Annotated in this window: 21 protein-coding genes and 1 riboswitch; of the genes, 12 read left to right on the top strand and 9 right to left on the bottom strand. The window is 72.1% G+C overall.

The window, feature by feature from the left end; genetic code table 11:
- Positions 1-304: 304 nt before the first annotated feature.
- On the top strand, positions 305-532 hold the full coding sequence (locus ACFYW1_RS26315) for an antitoxin (RefSeq protein ID WP_093551072.1): 228 nt from the start codon (positions 305-307) through the stop codon (positions 530-532).
- Positions 529-900 carry a fic family toxin-antitoxin system, toxin component gene (locus ACFYW1_RS26310; protein WP_148837837.1) on the top strand — a complete coding sequence of 124 codons (372 nt, stop codon included), beginning with the start codon at positions 529-531 and terminating at the stop codon, positions 898-900. Before ACFYW1_RS26315 ends, ACFYW1_RS26310 begins: the two co-directional genes overlap by 4 nt.
- Positions 901-1,045: 145 nt before the next feature.
- Here the strand turns inward: ACFYW1_RS26310 and ACFYW1_RS26305 are convergent, their stop codons facing one another.
- From ACFYW1_RS26305 to bioB, 4 genes are all read right to left on the bottom strand, one after another.
- Positions 1,046-1,714: a class I SAM-dependent methyltransferase gene (locus ACFYW1_RS26305; RefSeq protein WP_388997997.1), complete on the bottom strand. Its 669-nt coding sequence runs from the start codon at positions 1,712-1,714 to the stop codon at positions 1,046-1,048.
- A gap of 116 nt (positions 1,715-1,830) precedes the next feature.
- Positions 1,831-2,520 (bottom strand): dethiobiotin synthase, encoded by a 690-nt coding sequence (gene bioD / locus ACFYW1_RS26300; protein WP_388997994.1) that lies wholly within the window; start codon positions 2,518-2,520, stop codon positions 1,831-1,833.
- Between the two features lies 1 nt (position 2,521).
- Positions 2,522-3,826 carry an adenosylmethionine--8-amino-7-oxononanoate transaminase gene (locus ACFYW1_RS26295; RefSeq protein WP_388997991.1) on the bottom strand — a complete coding sequence of 435 codons (1,305 nt, stop codon included), beginning with the start codon at positions 3,824-3,826 and terminating at the stop codon, positions 2,522-2,524.
- Positions 3,819-4,982, bottom strand: a complete 1,164-nt coding sequence (gene bioB / locus ACFYW1_RS26290; protein ID WP_388997988.1) for a biotin synthase BioB — start codon at positions 4,980-4,982, stop codon at positions 3,819-3,821. Before bioB ends, ACFYW1_RS26295 begins: the two co-directional genes overlap by 8 nt.
- Before the next feature lie 142 nt (positions 4,983-5,124).
- On the opposite strand from bioB, the gene ACFYW1_RS26285 reads away from it, so the two are divergent.
- Positions 5,125-6,267 carry an 8-amino-7-oxononanoate synthase gene (locus ACFYW1_RS26285; RefSeq protein ID WP_388997985.1) on the top strand — a complete coding sequence of 381 codons (1,143 nt, stop codon included), beginning with the start codon at positions 5,125-5,127 and terminating at the stop codon, positions 6,265-6,267.
- On the opposite strand, the gene ACFYW1_RS26280 is transcribed toward ACFYW1_RS26285, so the two are convergent.
- Both ACFYW1_RS26280 and ACFYW1_RS26275 read right to left on the bottom strand, forming a co-directional pair.
- A complete protein-coding gene (locus ACFYW1_RS26280) occupies positions 6,260-6,466 on the bottom strand; it encodes a DUF397 domain-containing protein (RefSeq protein ID WP_388997982.1) in 207 nt (68 codons plus the stop codon). The genes ACFYW1_RS26285 and ACFYW1_RS26280 overlap by 8 nt on opposite strands.
- Before the next feature lie 24 nt (positions 6,467-6,490).
- A complete protein-coding gene (locus ACFYW1_RS26275; protein ID WP_388997979.1) occupies positions 6,491-7,351 on the bottom strand; it encodes a helix-turn-helix domain-containing protein in 861 nt (286 codons plus the stop codon).
- Between the two features lie 204 nt (positions 7,352-7,555).
- Between ACFYW1_RS26275 and ACFYW1_RS26270 the strand changes: the two genes are divergently transcribed.
- Positions 7,556-7,987: an ATP-binding protein gene (locus tag ACFYW1_RS26270; protein ID WP_388997976.1), complete on the top strand. Its 432-nt coding sequence runs from the start codon at positions 7,556-7,558 to the stop codon at positions 7,985-7,987.
- Positions 7,988-8,114: 127 nt separating this feature from the next.
- Here the strand turns inward: ACFYW1_RS26270 and ACFYW1_RS26265 are convergent, their stop codons facing one another.
- The 3 genes from ACFYW1_RS26265 to ACFYW1_RS26255 all read right to left on the bottom strand — a co-directional run bounded on the left by ACFYW1_RS26265 (position 8,115) and on the right by ACFYW1_RS26255 (position 10,115).
- Positions 8,115-8,588 (bottom strand): C40 family peptidase, encoded by a 474-nt coding sequence (locus ACFYW1_RS26265; RefSeq protein ID WP_388997973.1) that lies wholly within the window; start codon positions 8,586-8,588, stop codon positions 8,115-8,117.
- A 3-nt stretch (positions 8,589-8,591) separates the two neighbouring features.
- A riboswitch (cyclic di-AMP (ydaO/yuaA leader) is annotated at positions 8,592-8,772 on the bottom strand.
- Positions 8,773-9,163: 391 nt separating this feature from the next.
- A complete protein-coding gene (locus tag ACFYW1_RS26260) occupies positions 9,164-9,472 on the bottom strand; it encodes a hypothetical protein (RefSeq protein ID WP_388997970.1) in 309 nt (102 codons plus the stop codon).
- A 7-nt stretch (positions 9,473-9,479) separates the two neighbouring features.
- Positions 9,480-10,115: an ATP-dependent Clp protease proteolytic subunit gene (locus ACFYW1_RS26255; RefSeq protein ID WP_388998020.1), complete on the bottom strand. Its 636-nt coding sequence runs from the start codon at positions 10,113-10,115 to the stop codon at positions 9,480-9,482.
- Positions 10,116-10,207: 92 nt separating this feature from the next.
- On the opposite strand from ACFYW1_RS26255, the gene ACFYW1_RS26250 reads away from it, so the two are divergent.
- The 8 genes from ACFYW1_RS26250 (at position 10,208) to ACFYW1_RS26215 (ending at position 17,092) form a co-directional block, all read left to right on the top strand.
- Positions 10,208-10,492, top strand: coding sequence for a type II toxin-antitoxin system Phd/YefM family antitoxin (locus ACFYW1_RS26250; RefSeq protein ID WP_388997967.1), 285 nt, complete (start codon positions 10,208-10,210; stop codon positions 10,490-10,492).
- Between the two features lie 245 nt (positions 10,493-10,737).
- Positions 10,738-11,040 (top strand): urease subunit gamma, encoded by a 303-nt coding sequence (locus ACFYW1_RS26245; protein WP_148837849.1) that lies wholly within the window; start codon positions 10,738-10,740, stop codon positions 11,038-11,040.
- A 13-nt stretch (positions 11,041-11,053) separates the two neighbouring features.
- A complete protein-coding gene (locus ACFYW1_RS26240; RefSeq protein WP_388997964.1) occupies positions 11,054-11,365 on the top strand; it encodes an urease subunit beta in 312 nt (103 codons plus the stop codon).
- Complete coding sequence (locus tag ACFYW1_RS26235) at positions 11,358-13,079, top strand: urease subunit alpha (RefSeq protein ID WP_388997961.1); 1,722 nt, start codon at positions 11,358-11,360, stop codon at positions 13,077-13,079. Before ACFYW1_RS26240 ends, ACFYW1_RS26235 begins: the two co-directional genes overlap by 8 nt.
- Positions 13,080-13,200: 121 nt before the next feature.
- Positions 13,201-13,863, top strand: a complete 663-nt coding sequence (locus ACFYW1_RS26230) for an urease accessory protein UreF (RefSeq protein ID WP_388997958.1) — start codon at positions 13,201-13,203, stop codon at positions 13,861-13,863.
- Between the two features lie 31 nt (positions 13,864-13,894).
- Complete coding sequence (gene ureG / locus ACFYW1_RS26225) at positions 13,895-14,572, top strand: urease accessory protein UreG (RefSeq protein WP_388997955.1); 678 nt, start codon at positions 13,895-13,897, stop codon at positions 14,570-14,572.
- Positions 14,569-15,357 (top strand): urease accessory protein UreD, encoded by a 789-nt coding sequence (locus ACFYW1_RS26220; RefSeq protein WP_388997952.1) that lies wholly within the window; start codon positions 14,569-14,571, stop codon positions 15,355-15,357. Before ureG ends, ACFYW1_RS26220 begins: the two co-directional genes overlap by 4 nt.
- 223 nt (positions 15,358-15,580) lie before the next feature.
- On the top strand, positions 15,581-17,092 hold the full coding sequence (locus tag ACFYW1_RS26215) for an alpha/beta hydrolase (protein WP_388998017.1): 1,512 nt from the start codon (positions 15,581-15,583) through the stop codon (positions 17,090-17,092).
- The last annotated feature ends 132 nt before the right edge of the window (positions 17,093-17,224 follow it).

Below are 17,224 nucleotides of genomic sequence, written 5' to 3'. Positions count from 1 at the left end.
GTGTCCGGCCGGTCCGGCGGTTTCCGCGATGACAGCCATGGTTAGCGGCGGTCCCGGCGGCGGTCAACGATGTGACGTACTACCCGAATACGGAGTAATGTCCGAAATGGGGGTTTTGGTGGCTCTTCGGAGCCTTCGGAGAGGGCTCATCGCTACTAAGCACCTTGGTATGTGATCCAGCTCCTATGGGTGGCATCACATCCACGGGCCCCGACGGGCCCTTCGTGAGGGGGTGAGCGAAGGGTGTACGAGGCATCGGGAGCAGCTGTTGCCGGTGCTAGCGCAAGCGCGCTAGCGTGGTTTCGTGCCCAAGACTCAGCTGAACGTGAGAGTGGACGAGGCCACCGCCGAGGCCGCGCGGCAACGCGCGCTGCAAAGGGGGATGAGCGTGAACCGCTACATAGAAGAGCTCGTGCGGCAGGACGCGGGCGAGGTCGGACACACCTTCGTCGAAGCAGCGGCCGACTTCATGAAGCAGTACGAGTCGGTGTTCGCCGAGGAGTTCGGCCCGGAGCGCAAAGGCACGCGTTGAACCTCAAGATCGACCTGTCCTGGCTGCTCATGGTGGCCGAGCACAAGACCCCCGGCGATCCGCAGGTCGTCGACTGGGGCGCGCTCGTGGCCGCGGTGGCCCGCCATGAGGCCGAGATCTTCGGCAGCCCCGTCTACAGCGACCCGCACACCCGGGCCGCCGCACTTCTGCAGCTGCTGCTCCACGTCCCCGCGCTCGAACACTCCAACGCGATGTTCTCCTCCGCCGTCGCGTACGGCTACCTCGTGGCCTCCGGGCTCAAGGTCATCACCTCGCCCGAGCAGGTACGCGATCTGGCCAGGCTGGTCAAGGAGGGCAAGGCCGACGTCCGGGCCATCGCCGACGAGCTGCGCCAGTGGAGCCTGTGACCGCCGCACCGCCGCACCGCCGCACCGCCGCACCGCCGCACCGCCGCACCGCCGCACCGTACGGCGGTACGGGGGGCGACGTGCCCGCCCCGGTCCGTGACGGCGCGACGGGTGGGCGGTTCGGGCCCGGAGACGGCCCGGGAGGTCACTCCGGTCGCCGTGCCGTGCCCAGTACGCACGACGAGGTGGGCAGCTGGACGCCCCGCTCCGGCATCCTGACCCTGCGGTAGGACTCCACCACGAACCCGGCCCCCTCGATGGCCGCCAAAGTGTCGCGCGCCGTATGGCACCCGCCCATCAGCAGCGGCCAGACCGTACGGTCCAGTGCTTGCTGGGTCAGCGCCATGGCCCGGCCCTCGGCCCGCACGTGCTCGAAGAAGCGCAGCTCGCCACCGGGTCGCAGCACCCTCCTGATCTCCGCGAGCGAGCGTTCCACATCCCGTACGGTGCACAGCACCAGCGAGGCGACGGCTCCGTCGAACGCCTCGCTCTTGACCGGCAGCTCCTCGGCCGCGCCCGGCACCACGTCCACCGGAATGCCGGCGCGCAGCGCCGACCGCACCGCCAACTGCCGCAGTCCGCGCTCGGGTTCGACGGCCACCACCTCCGCCACCCCGGGCGGGTAGTGCGCGAAGTTCAGCCCGTTGCCCGCCCCCACCTCGATGACCCGGCCGGACATCCCGGCCAGCAACTCCGCGCGCACCGCGCCCAGCCCCGCCCTGGTCTCCGCGGCCACGCTCAGCAGGGCGTAGAACCGGGCGAAGACGGGGTGGTGCACCGCGTCCTGCGGGATTCTCTCGTGGCGCAGACGCATGACGGACCTCCTCGGCCGGGCGCACGCGCGAAGAGTGCGGCTCTCCTTGGATTCTTCCCGCTCCGTGCGACACATTCTCCCCGCCCGGCCGGTTCCGTGCCGTACGGCACGGCCGCTCAGAGGGGCGGCCGGTTCCCGCCCAGCTCCGCGGTGAGCCAACTCCCGGACCGTGCACGGAAATCGGCGGGGGCCAGCGCGCCCGCCCCGGCCGGTACCGCGCCCAGGAGCGGTGCGCCCGTCACCACCGGCAGGTCCACCAGGTTGCAGCGTGCCGCCAGGTCCGGTGCGGCGGGCATGCTGCCCACCACCAGGCCGCGGCAGTCGAGCCCCCGGGTCCGCAGCGCCTCCGAGGTCAGCGCCGCGGTGTTGAGCGTGCCCAGCCCGGCAGGCGTCACGACCAGCACCGGGGCGGCCAGCAGCCGGGCCGCGTCGGCGAGGGTCGCGCCCTCGTCGTCGAACCGCACCAGCAGGCCGCCCGCACCCTCGATCAGCACGAGATCGTGCTCGGTCGCCAGTTTCTCCGCCGCGTCGGCGATCTCGTACGGCCGCACCGGAGGCAGCCCCGCCCTGCGGGCGGCCGTGGCGGGCGCCAACGGCTCGGGGAAACGCGCCAGTTCGATCGCGGTGACATGACCGCCGGCCAGCCGCGCCACCTCGGCCGCGTCCCCCGGCTCACCCGGCGCGAGCCCCGTCTGCGCGGGCTTGAGCACCGCGACGGAACGGTCCGGGCGCACCGCCGCCACGGCCGCCGTCACGATCGTCTTGCCGATCTCCGTACCCGTGCCCGTCACCACCAGAACGGTCATCTCAGCCCTCCCGCGCAGCCGCGCGCACGGCACGGCAGATCCGCGCCACGTCCTCGTCGTCGGTCACGTACGGCGGCATCGTGTAGACGAGGTCGCGGAACGGCCGCAGCCACACGCCCTCCCGCACCGCCGCCCGGGTCGCGGCCGCCATGTCCACCTCATGGTCCAGCTGTACGACGCCGATCGCGCCCAGCACCCGTACGTCCCGCACCCCCGGCAGTTCCGCCGCCGGGGCGAGGCCGTCCCGCAGCCCCGTGCCGATCCGCTCCACCTCCCGCCGCCAGTCCCGGCCGAGCAGCAGGTCGACGGAGGCACAGGCCACGGCGGAGGCGAGCGGGTTGCCCATGAACGTCGGGCCGTGTGCGAGCACCGGCACATCGCCGCGCGAGATGCCCTCCGCCACCCGGGAGGTGCACAGCGTCGCCGCCATCGTCAGATAGCCGCCGGTCAGGGCCTTGCCCACGCACATCACATCGGGCGACACCCCCGCGTGCCCGGCGGCGAACAGCTCGCCCGTGCGGCCGAAACCCGTGGCGATCTCGTCGAACACCAGCAGGACGTCATGGGCGTCGCACGCCTCGCGGAGCACCCGCAGGTATGCGGGGGAGTGGAACCGCATTCCGCCCGCACCCTGCACCACCGGCTCCACGACCACCGCGGCCAGCCGGTCGGCGTGCTCGGCGATCAGCTCCCGCAGGTGTTGTGCGTACGCGGCGTCCGGTTCCGCGTCGAAACCGGCCGGGGGCGCGTCGGCGAAGACCTGCCGGGGCAGGACGCCCGACCACAGCTCGTGCATCCCGCCCTCCGGGTCGCACACGGACATCGGCTGCCAGGTGTCCCCGTGGTAGCCGCCCCGCCAGGTCAGCAGCCGCTGTTTGGCCGGTCGCCCGGCCGAGCGCCAGTACTGCAGGCACATCTTCACCGCGACCTCGACGGAGACCGACCCGGAGTCGGCCAGGAACACGTGCCGCAGCGGTTCCGGGGTGATCTCGACCAGCCGGGCGGCCAGCCGCACGGCGGGTTCGTGGGTCAGCCCGCCGAACATCACATGACTCATCCGGTCCAGCTGGCCGCGGGCCGCCTCGTTGAGCACCGGATGGTTGTAGCCGTGCACCGCCGACCACCAGGACGACATGCCGTCCACCAACTCGCGCTGCCCGTGCGCCGGTTCGGCCAGCCGCAGCCGCACCCCGGACGCGGACTCCACGACCAGCGGTTCCTGCCGGCCCGGCATCGGGCCGTACGGATGCCAGACGTGGGCCCGGTCCAGGGCGCGCAGCTCGGCCGGGGAGAGGGCCTCAGGCATTGGGGGCGAGATCCGTTCCCGCGCCGCGCCGGCGGACCGCCACCAGGTCCGTGCGCGCGGCCGGCGCCTCCTGGGGAGCAGCCGCGGCTTCCTTGGGCGCCTCGCCGCACGGCGCGCAGCCGCCCTCGTGGGCGCCGCAGCCGCCGGACTCCGCACGATGCGCGGGCAGCGTCGTCGTGTCCGCGCCCTCCACCTCGAAACCGGCGTCCGCGATCATGTCCAGGTCCGCCTGGCCCGCCTGTCCCTCGCTGGTGAGGTAGTCGCCCAGGAAGATCGAGTTGACCAGGTGCAGGGCGAGCGGCTGCATCGAGCGCAGATGCACCTCGCGCCCGCCCGCGAGCCGCACCTCCACGTCCGGGCAGACGAACCGGACCATCGCCAGGATGCGCAGACAGCGCTGCGGGGTGAGGTTCCACTCCTTGGCCAGCGGAGTCCCCTCGAACGGGATCAGGAAGTTCACCGGCACCGAGTCCGGGTCCAGCTCGCGCAGCGAGAAGACGACATCGACCAGATCGGCGTCGCTCTCGCCCATCCCGGCGATCAGCCCGGAACACGCCGACAGCCCGGCGGCCTGCGCCTGCTGCACGGTCTCCACCCGGTCGGCATAGGTGTGGGTGGTGGTGATCTCCCCGTACGTCTCCTCGGACGTGTTGAGGTTGTGGTTGTACGCGTCGGCGCCCGCGGAGCGCAGCCGTTCGGCCTGCCCGTCGGAGAGCAGGCCGAGACAGGCGCACACCTCGACGCCCTCGTTCTGTTCCTTGATCGCCTCGATGGTCTCCGACACCCGGTCGACGTCACGGTCCGTCGGGCCGCGACCGCTCGCCACCAGGCACACCCGCTTGGCACCACCGGCCACGCCCGCGGCGGCAGCCTTGGACGCCTCGTCGGGTTTCAGCCAGGTGTACTTGAGGATGCCGGCCTTCGAGCCGAGCCGCTGCGAGCAGTACGAGCAGTCCTCGGGGCACAGACCGGACTTGAGGTTGACCAGATAGTTCAGCTTCACGCGCCGCCCGAACCACTGACGGCGCACCTTTCCGGCCGCGGCCACCACTTCGAGCAGATCGTCGTCCGACGTCGCCAGTACGGCGAGTGCTTCTTCGCGGGTCGGCAGCTCGCGCCGCAGCCCCTTGTCCACCAGCGTGTTCAGGAGGTCCATGGCGTCGATCCTGGCCTACCGCACGGCCCGCAGCCAAGGAGGAACCGGACAACAGAGCCTGTCGAGGGTGTGTGTATTGCCACACCATGACCTGTGACGCCCGCGGTTAGGGTCTGTGAGCTGCCTACAAAAGGGATCGCTCATGCCCCTCGACCCGTTCGGCTGGATCGACGACGAGGCGCGCCGCCGTGCGGACGCCGGGCTCGTCCGCACGCTCCGCCCCCGGTCCGCCGGGTCCGGTCTCCTGGACCTCGCGAGCAACGACTACCTGGGGCTGACCCGGCACCCCGAGGTCACGGCCGCCGCGGCCGGGGCCGCACACCGGTGGGGTGCGGGCGCGACCGGATCCAGACTTGTCACCGGCTCCACCGCGCTGCACGCCGAACTGGAGCGTGAGCTGGCCGATTTCTGCGGTTTCGAAGCGGCCCTGGTGCTGTCGTCGGGCTACGCGGCCAATCTCGCGGCCCTCACGGCGCTCACCGGACACGGCTCGCTGATCGTCTCCGACGCGGGCAACCACGCCTCGATCGTGGACGGCTGCCGGCTCTCCCGCGCCGAGACCGCCGTGGTCGCGCACGCCGACCCCGACGCCGTGCGCAAGGAACTGCGGGCGCACGGCGGCAGGGCCCTGGCCGTCACCGACTCGGTCTTCTCCGTCGACGGCGACGCGGCACCGCTGCCCCGCCTGGCCGAGGTCTGCCGCGAGGAGGGCGCCGCGCTGCTCGTCGACGACGCGCACGGACTGGGCGTACTGGGGGAAGGCGGCCGCGGCGCGCTCGCCGCCGCCGGCCTCGCGGGCGGTACGGGGATCGTCGCCACGCTCACCCTCTCCAAGTCCCTCGGCAGCCAGGGCGGAGCCGTCCTCGGTCCCGCCCGGGTCATCGAGCACCTGGTCAACACGGCCCGTACGTTCATCTTCGACACCGGTCTCGCACCGGCCGCGGCGGGCGCCGCCCTGGGCGGCCTGCGGTTGTTGCGCCGGGAACCCGAGCGCGCGGGCCGGGCCCGTGAGGTGGCCACCGCGCTGTACGAGCGGCTGACGGCGGCCGGGCTGACCGCCGTGCGCCCCGACGCGGCGGTGGTGTCGGTGCGTGCCCCGTCGGCGGAGGCCGCCGTGCGCTGGGCGGCCGACTGCCGTGCCGCCGGGGTCCTCGTGGGCTGCTTCCGGCCGCCGTCGGTGCCGGACGGGGTGTCCCGGCTGCGACTGACCGCGCGCGCCGACCTGACCGGGGAACAGATCGACGCGGCCGTGACGACCGTGCGGCGGACCGCCCCCGTCAGCTGAACGGACCCCGGCACAGACCGGAGACGAAGGAGGTCCAGGCCACCGCGGAGAACCGCAGCGGTGGCCTGGACACGTCCTTGGAGTCCCGTACGGCCAGCCGTCCGTCCGTGAACGGGGCGGCTTCCACACAGTTGTTCATACCCGTGCTGCGGCTGCTGCGCCGCCACCGTAAGTCGTGTTGTGCGAGGCAATCCGACATGACGTCCTCTCGGGCGGTCCGAAGTCACCGGTCGCCGCGGTCGATCGCGGCGATGAGGTCCAACGAGTGCTCGGGCGACAGCGCGTGGGCCTGCATGGTGCGGAAGGCCGAGCTGTACGCCTCAAGGTCTTCTTTCCGCTCCAGATAGAGGCTACTCGTCAAATGGTCAAGAACAATCACGTCGAGATCAGAAGTGTTCGGAAATGAGAAAATAACGAAAGGGCCGGTGAGGCCGGCGTAGCCGCCGACCGAGAACGGCAGCAACTGGAGTTGTACGTGGGGGAGTTGGGCCACCCGGGCCAGATGGCGCAACTGACCCCTCATCACCCGGCGCCCGCCGACCTCCCGCCGCAGGACCGCCTCGTCGAGCACCGCGCTCAGCCGCAGCGGCGGATCGCTGCACAGCACCCCCTGCCGGGCGAGGCGCACCTCCACCAGTGAGTCCAGCCGGGCGGCGGGCAGTCCGTCCAGCGACGCCCGGGTCACCGCACGCGCGTAGTCGGCCGTCTGAAGGAGCCCCGGCACCACCGAGGTCTCCAGGGTGCGCGCGGTCCGCGCCTGGGACTCCAGGCTGATGAAATCGCGGTACTGGGGCGGGATCAGGCCGCGATAGGCGTGCCACCAGCCGGTGCCGCCCCCGCCCGCCGAACCCGCCAGTGCCGCCAGGAGATCCCGCAACTGGGGGTCGTCCACGCCGTAGGCGTCCAGCAGCCGGGTCACATCGGCCGGCCGCACCCCGCTGACACCGGTCTCGATCCGACTGACCTTCGACTGGTGCCAGCCGAGTATCCGCGCGGCGTCCCGGCTGGTCAGCCCCGATGCGTGGCGCAGGCTCCGGAGTTCCTCCCCGAGCTTGCGGCGCCGTACCGCAGGACCGTGCCGCATCTGCGGCCTCCCTCCCCCGCCCGCCGGACGGACAGTCCGTCGCCCGCTCGCGGTTTCGCGTGAAGGGGTTCACCGCATCGAGCGACAGATATATGCATATCTTGGTGGATCACCGTTGCAGAGGGCAGCATCGGTGGCAATCTGGCGCGAAGCACGACCCGGACCGACAGCCGGTCGCTCCGGGTGGGAAAGGGGCGGCTTGCCATGGCGGATCATCAGGAAGCAAGCGTCACTCTGCCGAGCGAGCCGGTATCGGTCGCGGCGGCCCGGAAGTACGTGGCCGGGGCGCTCACCGAATGGGGACTGGCCGTCGACGGCGAATTCGCCGACGGCATCCGGCTCATCGTCTCGGAACTCGCGACCAACGCCGTTCAGCACACCTTCGGGCAGTCGCCCACCTTCACGGTGGACCTCCGGCTGGACCGGGAGGAACAGCTGTCGCTGGGGGTGAGGGACAGTCATCCGCGTTGGCCCCGACGACTGCCCGCTGCCGTCCAGCAGGACAACGGACGAGGCATGGTCATCATCCGGGCCCTGGCCAAGGAGTACGGCGGGCGGCTCGCGGTCACCCCCACCGCCGACGGCGGCAAGACGGTGTGGATCGTGCTCCCCCGGCCCGGTCCCGCGCGCGGCTGAGGGCGGGGCGGACGGGCGGTGGACGTCGCCACCGCCCGTCCGGGACGCGGCCGTGCATCCGGACCGGGAACTCCTTCTCGAACGCGCCGCCGGCGCCCGTCCGGGGGCCCGGGCCGCCGGGCGTACTTCAGCGGACCCGCCCGTAGTAGACGCTCTTCGTCCAGATCTTCTCCAGCCGGACCACCGAGCCGGTCCTCGGCGAGTGCCAGATCTTTCCCTTCCCGGCGTAGATCCCCACGTGGTAGACGCTGCGACCGGAGTGGAAGAAGACCAGGTCGCCGCGTTGCCGGTGCGAGGCCGAGATGTGACGGGTCTTGTTGTACTGCTGCTGGGCCGTGCGGGGCAGCTTCTTGCCCGCCTTCTTGAACGAGTAGAGCGTCAGGCCGGAGCAGTCGAAACGGTTGGGGCCGGTGGCCCCCCAGCGGTAGGGCGAGCCCTTCTTCGACGCGGCGATGCTGAGTGCCTTCATCGACCGGGTCGCGGCCTGGGCCTCCGTCGTGGCACCCGGGGCGATCATGGTGCCGCCGACGGCGGCGAGCGTCAGAACCGAGGCCGTACCGGCCCGGACGAGCAGAGACGGGACATGAACCTGCGCAGTCATGCGCAACCCTTCGTCAGCCGCCTGTGAAGGATGACCTGTCGGGTTCGGGCTGGCGAAGTTGCCCGGCCGCTTTCGGCGGCTTCACCCCGAGGGACGACCGATGTTCCGGCCGACCCGTTGTGCTCGGGTCCTCCACTCCTGCCGATCCACTTCCGTCGACCAGGCATCCGGGCGGCGGCAGGACTCGGCGTCCGCCCGGACCGCCCCGCCGCGGTGGCGGGGGCTTGTCGTCCCAGGGATCTTGACGCACTCACTGTCGGATTTCCGAGCCGAAACAGGCATTTGTGAGGCTCCTCACGACTGACCCGTTCGAGTGGACATGACGATTCCGACGGCTGTTCGGAACATTCGACCCGGTCCCGTACCAGGGGCGGAACGGCTGATTCCGCCCACTGGTCACGTAGAAAACGCAAGTTGGGAAGTCCCTCGCGCGAGGGACTCCCTACGCCGAACGAGCGAGGAATTTTGCCGTGCGCTCCGGGCGTGTCGAGTACGGGAGTTGAGTGACCCCCGTCGCTCCCCGGGGCGGGAAAAGCCGGCACGCCCTCCGGTGGACGCGAGGGGGCGGGCGCCGGTCAACTCGTGGGAGCGGGCGGTACGGTGACGCGTCCGGCCCGCCGCTCCCCGTCCAGTACGCGCAGCGCCCGGGCCAGGGTGGCGGCATGGATCCGGGCCTCGCCGCGCTCGTGCATCAGCGCCAGTGCGTCCCGCAGGTCACCGGCCCGTGAGACCAGTGCCTGCGCGGCGCGCAACGCGCCGTAGGTGTCGCCGCCCCGGGCCGGGTTGATCCGGCCCAGCTGGTCGAGGACTTCGAGGTAGTGGTCGATGAACTCCCCCTCGGCGCGGGTCAGTGCGGGGAGCGGCGGGAACTCGGGCGGCTGCACCGGGCGTTCACCGCGCGCCGTGCGGAGGGAGTGACGCCTTGCGGCTCGACATGACGTGATCGACCAGGCCGTACGCCTTGGCGCCCGCCGCGTCGAGGACCAGGTCGCGTTCGATGTCGGTGGCGATGCGCCCGGCGTCGTGGCCGGTGTGACGGGCCAGCAGGTCGATGAGCATCCCCCGGACCCGTTCCAGCTCCCGCGCCTCGATCTCCAGGTCGGACGGCTGGCCCCGCAGGGGCTCGGGGAGCGCGGGCTGTTGCACCACCACCCGGGCCCCGGGCAGTGCGTGACGGCGGCCGGGGGCGCCCGCGGCGAGCAGCGCCGCCGCGCAGGAGCCGGCCTGGCCGAGGCAGTAGGTCTCCACCTCGCAGCTGAGGTACTGCATCGTGTCGTAGATCGCCGACATGGCGCCGAACGAGCCCCCGGGGGAGTTGATGTAGAGCGAGAGGGGCCGGTCCGGGGCGTCGTGCTCCAGGTACATGAACTGGGCGATCAGGTCCGAGGCCGCCGCGTCGTCGACCGGGGTGCCGAGGAAGACGATCCGCTCGGAGAGCAACTTGGAGTACGGGTCGAGGGTGCGGGTCCCGCTGCTGGTGCGCTCGGTGAACTCGGGCAGCACGTGGCGGGCGGTGGGGCGGAACAGCATGGCGATGCCTCTCCTCCGGGTCTGCACGGCAGCCTGCACAGGCGTCTGTAAAAAATGTACAGGACGTACAGAAGGTTATGATGGGGAGCATGGCTTACGAGATTCCGGTGACGCAAGCACGGGCTGAGCTCGCCGAACTGATCAACCGTGTCGTCTACGGCGGCGAACGCGTGGTCGTGACCCGGCACGGCAAGCCGCTGGTGGCCCTGGTCTCGGCCGCTGACCTGGAACGACTTGAGAGCGACGAGGCGGCGGCCGAGGAGCGGGCGATCAGTTCGGTCTCCTCGATCGGCTCCCCGTCGTCCGCTCCCGGCGAACGGCAGCGCTTCGGCATCGCGGCGGAACACCCCCGGCACCGGGAGCCGGGCAGCTGAGGCCGAGGCGGGGCCGCCCGCCGCCTTCCCGGTCCGCGGCCCCTTCGCGCCGGCCCGTGCGTCTTGGCCCGTGCGCGGGCCGTACGTCCATGGATCGGCAAAGGGCCGGTTAACGCGCCGGAAAAATTTCGGCTCTAACGTGCAATACCTCGACGCGGGGCACCCGTACGGCGTTCAACAGTCTGTTGAACGCGGCTAGTGTCCCGCTGTGCCCGGGGCCGGGCACGGGACTGTGAGGTGGAAGCGTGCGACTGACCCCGCACGAGCAGGAACGCCTGCTCGTCCATGTGGCCGCCGACGTGGCCCGAAAACGCCGGGAACGCGGACTGCGGCTCAACCACCCCGAAGCGGTCGCACTGATCACGGTGCACCTGCTGGAGGGCGCCCGCGACGGCCGTACCGTCTCCGAACTGATGGTGTCGGGCCGTGCGGTGCTCGGCCGTGACGACGTCATGGACGGGGTGCCCGAGATGATCCACGACGTCCAGGTCGAGGCCACCTTCCCGGACGGCACCAAGCTCGTCACCGTCCACGAGCCGATCGTCTGACGGGGGACCGCCGATGATTCCCGGAGAGACCCTGTACGCGGACGGGCCCGTGCCGTTCAACGAGGGACGCCCCGTCACCCGCCTCACCGTGCTCAACACCGCCGACCGGCCCGTCCAGGTCGGCTCGCACTACCATTTCGCCGAGGCCAACCCCGGCCTGGGCTTCGACCGTTCGGCCGCCCACGGCCTGCGGCTGAACATCCCCGCCGGAACCGCCGTGCGCTTCGAACCCGGCGTGCCCGTCGATGTCGAACTCGTCCCCCTCGCGGGCCGGCGCATCGTCCCCGGCCTGCGCGGCGGGACCGGAGGTGCCCTCGATGGCTGAGCTCGACCGTGCCCGATACGCCGACCTGTTCGGGCCGACGACCGGCGACCGCATCCGGCTCGCCGACACCGATCTGCTCGTGGAGATCGAGGAGGACCGCTCGGGCGGGCCCGGACTCGCCGGGGACGAGGCGGTGTTCGGCGGTGGCAAGGTGATCCGCGAATCGATGGGCCAGGCCCGCACCACCCGTGCCGAGGGCGCCCCGGACACCGTCGTCACCGGAGCCGTGATCATCGACCACTGGGGCGTGGTCAAGGCGGACGTCGGCATCCGCGACGGCCGGATCACCGGGATCGGCAAGGCCGGCAACCCGGACACCATGGACGGCGTCCACCCCGACCTGGTCATCGGCCCCGAGACCGAGATCGTCGCGGGCAACGGCCGGATCCTCACCGCGGGCGCCATCGACGCCCATGTCCACTTCATCTCGCCGACCCTGGTCGACCAGGCGCTCTCCGCCGGGATCACCACCCTGGTCGGCGGCGGCACCGGACCGGCCGAGGGCACCAGGGCCACCACCGTCACACCGGGCCCGTGGCACCTCGCCCGGATGTTCGAGGCGCTGGACGCGTACCCCGTCAACATAGGTCTGCTCGGCAAGGGCAACACCATGTCGCGCGAGGCCATGCACTCCCAACTGCGGGCCGGGGCGCTCGGATTCAAGATCCACGAGGACTGGGGCGCCACCCCCGCCGTCATCGACGCCTGCCTGGGCGTCTGCGAGGAGACGGGCGCCCAGCTCGCCATCCACACCGACACCCTCAACGAGGCCGGGTTCGTCGCCGACACCCTCGCCGCCGTCGCCGGGCGCACCATCCACGCCTACCACACCGAGGGCGCGGGCGGCGGCCACGCCCCGGACATCATCGGCGTCGTCTCGGAGCCGTACGTCCTGCCCAGCTCCACCAACCCGACCCGGCCGCACACCGTCAACACCATCGAGGAACACCTCGACATGCTGATGGTCTGCCACCACCTCAACCCGGCCGTGCCGGAGGACCTGGCCTTCGCCGAATCACGCATCCGGCCCTCGACGATCGCGGCCGAGGACATCCTTCACGACCTCGGTGCCATCTCGATCATCTCCTCGGACTCCCAGGCCATGGGGCGCATCGGTGAAGTCGTCCTGCGCACCTGGCAGACCGCCCACGTGATGAAGAAGCGCCGCGGCGCACTGCCCGGCGACGGGCGGGCCGACAACCACCGGGTGCGTCGTTATGTCGCCAAATACACCATCAACCCGGCCGTCGCCCAGGGACTCGACCGGGAGACCGGCTCGGTGGAGACGGGCAAGCTCGCCGACCTGGTGCTGTGGGAGCCGGCGTTCTTCGGGGTGAAGCCGCACCTGGTCATCAAGGGCGGCCAGATCGCGTACGCGCAGATGGGCGACGCCAACGCCTCCATCCCGACGCCGCAACCGATGCTGCCCCGGCCGATGTTCGGCGCGGTGGGCCGTTCCCCCGCGGCCAACTCCCTCAACTTCGTGGCGGGCGCGGCCGTCGAGGACGGCCTGCCCGAGCGCCTCGGGCTCGGGAAGCGGTTCGTGCCCATCACCGGCACGCGTGGCGTCACCAAGGCCGACATGCGGGAGAACGACGCGCTGCCACGGGTCCACGTCGACCCCGACAGCTTCGCCGTGACGATCGACGGCGAGCCGGTCGAACCGGAACCGGCCGCCGAACTGCCCATGGCCCAGCGCTACTTCCTCTTCTGATGCTTCCGATACCTCTGATGCGAAACGTGCGACCGACGATACGGAACGTGCGACCGATGGCACGGACCGCGTGGCCGATGGCACGGACCGCGTGTTCGCGGCCGGTGAAGCGGACCGGGCGATGAGCCGGGCAGCCCTGCTCGTCCTCGCCGACGGCCGCTTCCCCGCCGGGGGCCACGCCCACTCCGGTGGTGCCGAGGCGGCCGTGGAACAGGGACGCGTCCGCGACGCCGGGGACCTCGCCGCGTTCTGCCGGGGCCGGCTGCACACCACCGGGCTCACGGCCGCCGCACTCGCCGCGGCGGCCGCCCACGGCCACGACCCGCTCGCCCTCGACGAGGCCGCCGACGCCCGCACCCCCTCGCCCGCACTGCGCGCCGTCGCCCGCAGACTCGGCCGGCAACTGATGCGGGCGGCCCGCGCCACCTGGCCCGGCCCCGAACTCGACGCGCTCGCCGCGGCCCGGCCGCGCGGCGCCCATCAACCGGTGGTGCTGGGCCTGACCGCCCGGTCGGCCGGTCTCGCACCGCTGGACGCCGCGTACGCGGCGGCGTACGAATCCGTCGGCGGCCCCGCCACCGCCGTGGTCCGGCTGCTCTCCCTCGATCCCTTCGAGGCCACCGCCGTCCTCGCCCGGCTCGCACCCGAAATCGACCGGATCGCCGAACGGGCCGCCGCCGCGGCGCACGGAACCGTCGACGGACTGCCCGCGGCCTCCGCCCCCCTCCTCGACATCACCGCCGAGGCGCACGCGGCCCGCCGGGGCCGCCTGTTCGCCTCGTGACCCCGCACCGCACGGACCAGGAGCCGAACCCATGCACCTCGACCACGCGTCCCGCGGCCCCGCCGCCGTGAGCGCCGACGCCACCCGCCCCGACGGCACCCGCCGGGCCCTCAGGATCGGCCTCGGCGGGCCGGTCGGCTCCGGCAAGACGGCCACCGTCGCCGCCCTCTGCCGCACCCTGCGCGACCGGTACTCCATCGCCGTCGTCACCAACGACATCTACACCCGCGAGGACGCCGAATTCCTGCTCCGCGAGGCCGTCCTGCCGCCCGAGCGCATCCAGGCCGTCGAGACCGGCGCCTGCCCCCACACCGCCATCCGCGACGACATCTCCGCCAACCTCGAAGCCGTCGAGGACCTGGAGGACACCGTCGGACCGCTCGATCTGATCCTGGTCGAGTCCGGCGGCGACAACCTCACCGCCACCTTCTCCAGGGGACTCGTCGACGCCCAGGTCTTCGTCATCGACGTGGCCGGCGGCGACGACATCCCCCGCAAGGGCGGCCCCGGCATCACCACCGCCGACCTGCTCGTCATCAACAAGACCGACCTCGCCCCCCACGTCGGTTCGGACCTCGGCCGGATGACCCGCGACGCCGCGCAGCAGCGCGGACCGCTCCCCGTGGTCCTCACCTCGCTCACCACCGGGGAGGGCGTCGGCCCCGTCGCCGACTGGGTGCGCGGGCGGCTCGCCGCCTGGACGGCATGAGCGTCCGGGCCACCGCCCGGATCGTCGCGGCCCCCGACGGCCGGGGCGGTGGCACCTCGCTCCCCGTGCTGGAGAGCGCCGGGCCGCTGGCACTGCGCCGCACCCGGGCCGGCAACGGCCACGGCGCCCGGGTCACCGTCGTCGGAGCCATGAGCGCACCGCTCGGCGGCGACCGGCTCGCCATCGAGGCAGGGGTGCAGGACGGCGCCCGGCTCACCGTCGACGCCGCGGCGGCGACCGTCGCCCTGCCCGGAAGGAGCGCCGAACCCGCCTCGTACACCATCGAGTTGACCGTGGGGGAGGGGGCCGAACTGCGCTGGCTCCCGGAACAGCTCGTCTCGGTGCGCGGCAGCGTGCTGCGCACGCACACCCGGATCCGGCTCGCCCCCACCGCGCGGCTGGTGCTGCGCGAGGAACAGGTGCTCGGCCGGCACGCCGAGGAACCCGGCACCCTCACCAGCCGCATCACCGTGCACCGCGACGGCCGCCCGCTGCTCGACCAGGAGACGTCGTACGGGCCGGGCGCGCCCGGCGGCTGGGACGGCCCGGCGGTCCTCGGCGGCCACCGGGCCGTCGGACAACTCCTCCTGGTGGACCCGGCGTTCGCCGAACGCCGCCCCGAAACACGGCTGCTGGGACCGACGGCCGTACTCGCTCCGCTGGCCGGCCCCGCCGTGCTCGTCACCGCCACCGCACCCGACGCCCGCCTGCTGCGCCGGGTCCTGGACGAGGCACTGGACGCGTACGACGAGGAACCGGACGCACACAGGGTGACCAGGGGCTGAAATCCGGTCAGCGGGACACCGGTGTCCGGCTATCGATTCGGTAAAGAAGTGGATGTGTGATCTGTTCTCAGGAACCCCACAGGAGACAGGATCCGCGAAAGGTCCCGAACGAAACGCGCCGCCACCGGCGGCGCTTCGGACCCGATGGGGGTTCCACTTGAGACGCACCGCAGTGCTCGGCCCGGCCGGCGCCCTGATCGTGGGCACACTCGTGGCGGGCGTGATGTCCGCGCCCGCTGCCACTGCCGAGAGCCGCCACCACCGTGGTTCCGAGGCCCGTGGCGTCGAACTCGCCGCAGCACGGGCCGCCAGGGCAGGCATCGACTGGACGGACTGCCCGGCCGACTGGGGCATCGCCTCACCCATCCAGTGCGGCTGGGTGACCGTGCCGCTCGACTACGCCAGGCCCGACGGCAAGAAGATCCGAATAGCCGTCGACCGGCACGTCAGCACCGGCACCCCCGACGAGCGCCAGGGAGCGCTGCTCTACAACCCGGGCGGCCCCGGCGGGTCGGGCATGGCGTTCCCCAAGCGCGTCGTCACCAAGAACCCGATCTGGGCGAACGCCGCGAAGGCATACGACTTCGTCGGCTTCGACCCGCGGGGCGTCGGCCACTCCGCGCCGATCTCCTGCGTCGACCCGCAGGAGTACGTCAGCGCCCCCAAGGCCGACCCCGTACCCGACTCCGAGGCCGACAAGCTCGCCCAGCGCAAGCTCGCCGCCGAGTACGCGGCCGGCTGCGCCGAACGCAGCGGCGACATGCTGCCGCACATGACCACCCCCAACTCCGCACGCGACATGGACGTCATCCGTGCCGCGCTCGGCGAGAAGAAGCTCAACTTCCTGGGCGTCTCCTACGGCACCTACCTGGGCGCGGTCTACGGCACGCTCTTCCCGGACCACGTCCGTCGCATGGTCGTCGACAGCGTCGTCAACCCGGCGAAGGACAACATCTGGTACCGGGCCAACCTCAACCAGGACATCGCCTTCCAGCAGCGCTGGGACGACTGGAAGGCATGGGTCGCCCGCAACGACGCCGCCTTCCACATCGGCGACACCCCCGAGAAGGTCGAGCAGGAGTGGCTGAAGCTGCGCGCCGAGGCCAAGAAGAACCCGATCGGCGGCGTCGTCGGCCCCGCCGAACTCATCGGCTTCTTCCAGCGGGCGCCCTACTACGACTCCACCTGGGTCTCCATCGCCCGCACCTGGAGCAACTACCGCAGCGGAAACACCCAGGCCCTGATCGACGCCGCCGGCCCGGACATGTCGGACATCGCGGGGAACATCTCCTCGGAGAACGGCAACGCCGTGTACACCGCGGTCGAGTGCGCGGACGCCAAGTGGCCCACCGACTGGCGCACCTGGGACCGTGACAACACCCGGCTGCACAAGGACTACCCGTTCATGACCTGGGCCAACGCCTGGATGAACCTGCCCTGTGCCACCTGGGGCGCCAAGCAGCAGACCCCGCTGAACGTGAAGACCCGCAAGGGCCTGCCGCCGGTGCTGATCGTCCAGTCCGAGCGCGACGCCGCCACCCCGTACGAGGGCGCCGTCGAACTGCACCAGCGCTTCAAGGGCTCGCGGCTCATCACCGAGCGGGACGCCGGTTCGCACGGTGTCACCGGCATCACCAACCCCTGCGTCAACGAGCGGGTGGACACCTACCTGCTCACCGGCCGGACCGACAGCCGCGACGTGACGTGCGCCCCGCACGCCACGCCGAAGCCGTAACGGGCCGCGGACACCGGCGCGGGGGGGGGCGGGGCCCCGGGCGCGCCCCCCCCCCCCCCCCCCCCCCCCCCCCCCCGCCCGGCGGGCGCCCCCCCCCCCCCCCCCCCCCCCGGGACCGGGGTCTCAGCCCCG

This window comes from Streptomyces sp. NPDC002669, assembly GCF_042889165.1.
Classification (GTDB): domain Bacteria; phylum Actinomycetota; class Actinomycetes; order Streptomycetales; family Streptomycetaceae; genus Streptomyces.
The sequence above is the reverse complement of the archived record's forward strand: the minus strand, read 5'-3'. Positions and strand labels throughout refer to the sequence as shown.

Coding starts and splice junctions, on each gene's coding strand:
- ACFYW1_RS26305 (WP_388997997.1), bottom strand. CDS start 1,714: ATGCGTCTGCGCCACGAGAGAATCCCGCAGGACGCGGTGCACCACCCC.
- bioD (WP_388997994.1), bottom strand. CDS start 2,520: ATGACCGTTCTGGTGGTGACGGGCACGGGTACGGAGATCGGCAAGACG.
- ACFYW1_RS26295 (WP_388997991.1), bottom strand. CDS start 3,826: ATGCCTGAGGCCCTCTCCCCGGCCGAGCTGCGCGCCCTGGACCGGGCC.
- bioB (WP_388997988.1), bottom strand. CDS start 4,982: ATGGACCTCCTGAACACGCTGGTGGACAAGGGGCTGCGGCGCGAGCTG.
- ACFYW1_RS26285 (WP_388997985.1), top strand. CDS start 5,125: ATGCCCCTCGACCCGTTCGGCTGGATCGACGACGAGGCGCGCCGCCGT.
- ACFYW1_RS26280 (WP_388997982.1), bottom strand. CDS start 6,466: ATGTCGGATTGCCTCGCACAACACGACTTACGGTGGCGGCGCAGCAGC.
- ACFYW1_RS26275 (WP_388997979.1), bottom strand. CDS start 7,351: ATGCGGCACGGTCCTGCGGTACGGCGCCGCAAGCTCGGGGAGGAACTC.
- ACFYW1_RS26270 (WP_388997976.1), top strand. CDS start 7,556: ATGGCGGATCATCAGGAAGCAAGCGTCACTCTGCCGAGCGAGCCGGTA.
- ACFYW1_RS26265 (WP_388997973.1), bottom strand. CDS start 8,588: ATGACTGCGCAGGTTCATGTCCCGTCTCTGCTCGTCCGGGCCGGTACG.
- ACFYW1_RS26250 (WP_388997967.1), top strand. CDS start 10,208: ATGGCTTACGAGATTCCGGTGACGCAAGCACGGGCTGAGCTCGCCGAA.
- ACFYW1_RS26240 (WP_388997964.1), top strand. CDS start 11,054: ATGATTCCCGGAGAGACCCTGTACGCGGACGGGCCCGTGCCGTTCAAC.
- ACFYW1_RS26235 (WP_388997961.1), top strand. CDS start 11,358: ATGGCTGAGCTCGACCGTGCCCGATACGCCGACCTGTTCGGGCCGACG.
- ACFYW1_RS26230 (WP_388997958.1), top strand. CDS start 13,201: ATGAGCCGGGCAGCCCTGCTCGTCCTCGCCGACGGCCGCTTCCCCGCC.
- ureG (WP_388997955.1), top strand. CDS start 13,895: ATGCACCTCGACCACGCGTCCCGCGGCCCCGCCGCCGTGAGCGCCGAC.
- ACFYW1_RS26220 (WP_388997952.1), top strand. CDS start 14,569: ATGAGCGTCCGGGCCACCGCCCGGATCGTCGCGGCCCCCGACGGCCGG.
- ACFYW1_RS26215 (WP_388998017.1), top strand. CDS start 15,581: ATGTCCGCGCCCGCTGCCACTGCCGAGAGCCGCCACCACCGTGGTTCC.